Source organism: Haladaptatus sp., assembly GCF_049589095.1.
Lineage (GTDB): Archaea > Halobacteriota > Halobacteria > Halobacteriales > Haladaptataceae > Haladaptatus.
On the sequence record NZ_JBAWAC010000475.1, the window covers coordinates 1 to 2,913 of the forward strand.

Annotated in this window: 3 protein-coding genes and 1 pseudogene; all 4 read left to right on the forward strand. The window is 57.2% G+C overall.

Translation table 11 applies throughout. The features are described from left to right. Positions 1-224 (forward strand): annotated as a pseudogene (locus WBV42_RS14755) (hypothetical protein); the annotation flags it as partial. After that, positions 221-883, forward strand: a complete 663-nt coding sequence (locus WBV42_RS14760; RefSeq protein WP_423986709.1) for a hypothetical protein — start codon at positions 221-223, stop codon at positions 881-883. The pseudogene WBV42_RS14755 and the gene WBV42_RS14760, both read left to right, overlap by 4 nt. A gap of 79 nt (positions 884-962) precedes the next feature. After that, on the forward strand, positions 963-2,045 hold the full coding sequence (locus WBV42_RS14765; RefSeq protein ID WP_423986710.1) for a Gfo/Idh/MocA family protein: 1,083 nt from the start codon (positions 963-965) through the stop codon (positions 2,043-2,045). A gap of 633 nt (positions 2,046-2,678) precedes the next feature. Continuing rightward, on the forward strand, positions 2,679-2,913 hold a 235-nt coding region (locus WBV42_RS14770; protein ID WP_423986711.1), incomplete at its 3' end, for a HalOD1 output domain-containing protein.

A 2,913-nucleotide genomic window follows, 5' to 3' on the forward strand; every position in this document is an offset into this window, starting at 1 on the left:
TCTTTACCGTCATCGTGACGCTCGCGACCGCCGGATTCTGGGCAGTTGGATCCGCGGCTTCGGCGACGTACCTCGGGACGACGTTCATCAAAACGAACACTGAACTCATGACCGTCTTCACTGCAACGCTCATCGCGGGCATCGTCGCTGGCGTGCTGTTCTGGTTGTACTTCCGGCGTCAACTCGCTGCGAACGCCGACCGATCACGGGGGAGTAGCACGTGAGTTTTCACTCGCCCGTTCACGTTTCGGAACGCCGGGAGGATCAGTTGGTTCGGCTCCTCCAGGCGGCGATGGTCGCTATCCTACTGATCGGCCTCTGGCAGGGGAACGCCGGTATCGTGGTGAACTCCGGTATCGGTTTGCTCGTCACGTTCCTCCCCGCGCTCTTCGAGCGAAATTACCGTGTCACGATGAACGGCGGAATCGTGCTCTGGATCTCCGTCGCGATGTTTCTACACGCGTTCGGGACGCTATCGGTGCCCGCCTTGGGTTTCATCAGCCCGTACAAGTCGACGTGGTGGTGGGATCACATGACGCACGCACTGTCCTCTTCGCTCGTCGCCGGTGTCGCGTACGCCGTGACGCGAGCGCTGGAAGAACACACGGAGTACATCGTGATGCCACCCAGGTTCATGTTCGTCTATCTCCTGTTGTTCGTCATGGCGTTCGGCGTCATCTGGGAACTCATCGAGTTCTACGTCGGCGTCGTATCGAGCCTCGTCGGCGTCGGAAAAGTCCTCACCCAGTACGGACTGGACGATACGATCTTGGACCTGTTCTACAACACGATCGGCGGATTGCTCGTCGCGACCTTCGGAACCGCCCACCTGTCCGATCTATCCGATCAGCTACGGGCGCGGATGGACTCCGCGAACCGATAGGTGGTTTTCTTCCGTAGCGAGTTCCACGACGTCGTCCTCTCAAAACCATAATATCGATACGGGACGACGAAACGAGCAAATGGAGAACGATGCGCCCTCGATCGGCATCCTCGGCCTCGAAACGCACGGAACGAACTACGCCGAGGTACTGACCGCATTGGACTGTCCTCCCGTCTGTGGCGCGGATGCTGATCCGACCGCTCGTCGCGAGTTCCGGGAGCGATTCGATGCCACGACCTACGAGAACCTTTCGGACCTCCTCGAAGCCGATCTCGATGCCGTCATCGTTTGTACTCCCACGAAGTTCCACGAACCGACGGCGACGGCCGCGTTGGAACACGGACTCGACGTCTTTCTGGAGACTCCGCTCAGCCACGACTTGGAATCCGCGGAGAACATCGCCGCGGTCGCCGAGAAAACCGATAACATCTGTATGGTCGGCTTCTACGAGCGGTTTCGAAACATCTGTGACGTCACGAAATCGTACATCGAGGAGGGATACTTCGGGGAGATAATTCACATTCACGGGAAGTTCGTCAGGCGGCGCGGCGTTCCGGGCCGAGGGACGTGGTACACCTCGAAGGACATCGCGGGCGGCGGTGCCCTCATGGACATCGGCGGACATCTCCTGGACCTCCTGTTGTACTTCTTGGAGTGGCCCGAACTCTCCGATATCATGGCGACGTCCCGGTCGGATTTCGGCCATCACAAGGACTATTCGTACATCTACATGTGGGGGGACGACGGGGACGCGAAGATGTACGACGTCGAGGATTCGGTGACCGCGTTCTGTCAGTTCGATACGGATACGACCGCGACAATTGAAGTCGCGTGGGCGACGAACACCGAATCCGAACACTCCTACACCATTCGTGGGACCGAAGCGGGTGCCTTCCTCGATCTCACGGACACGTTGCCCGAGGTCGAACCGGTCCCGGATCGACGGAACCATCTCGAACTGTACGAAGCGCGAAGCAATGGCACCGACCACTTCGTGAACTCGGACGTTGTCGCCCCATCGAACTACGCCTATCACGACGAGTTACGCATGTTTATCGACGCCGTTAGATCCGGCGACCGACCGGAGGCGAACAATATTCACCAGGGTCTCGCAGTCCAACGCATTATCGACGAAATCTATCGCGCCGGTACCGACGACTGAGTATCCTTTCCGACGACTGTTCGCTCGTCGATCGCTCCCGGTCTCGCCTTCGAGAGCGAGGGATACAACCGAATTGCCGACCACGCTCGGTGAAATCGATATCCTTTCGGAACGTATTGACACGTGTTACCTATTTGCGCATGTGGGTTACTACAATTGATTTTTGTGCTACCGGAACGTGTTTTATCTACCCGCCGAATGGTACAGGTGCACTCTCACCACTTGCCAGGGCGCTTTCCCAAAGTCAGCTATGCGACGCTGCCGCACTCGGCTGGTGGTGAGGGTTTTGCGGTAAAATCGTTCTTCGAGGAGTGAATACCGGTGGTGCGACTATGAGCGGTGAAACTGTGAGTGGAAGTGGAGAGGTCTATTTCCGGAAGACATCCATGCGCCCACGGATCGACTAGAAACCAGTCAGAAACCGATTCGAAGCGGTTGAAACGGTCAGGAACCGGTCGAATCGACCGAGGAATCGCGTTCTATCTCTCCAATGCACAATATCGAACGATGTTGGACAAAAATGCCCAATTAATTTCTTAGTAGTGGCTCCTGTTTACCGACTCGTCAAGAGCAGTAGACACAATTACTCCTTGCGATGTCAGGGTGACTGTTCTTGTGGGAGGAGTGATTCAGATGGACACAACAGAATCCGGGATGGGATCGTCGAAGAAAAACGCGGCTCGCTTCATGAGCACCCGAATTCTCACCGCGATTGCGGAGCGAGATGATCGATCGATAGACGACCTTCGCCCGCTGTACGAGGTGATCGATCCGGACGCACTCGACGCGCTCTTTGCACCGCGAATGGACGGGTCACTACGGGGTGGTGGCTCCGTCTCGTTTCCGTATGCGGGATACGTGGTAACGG

Coding starts and splice junctions, on each gene's coding strand:
- WBV42_RS14765 (WP_423986710.1), top strand. CDS start 963: ATGGAGAACGATGCGCCCTCGATCGGCATCCTCGGCCTCGAAACGCAC.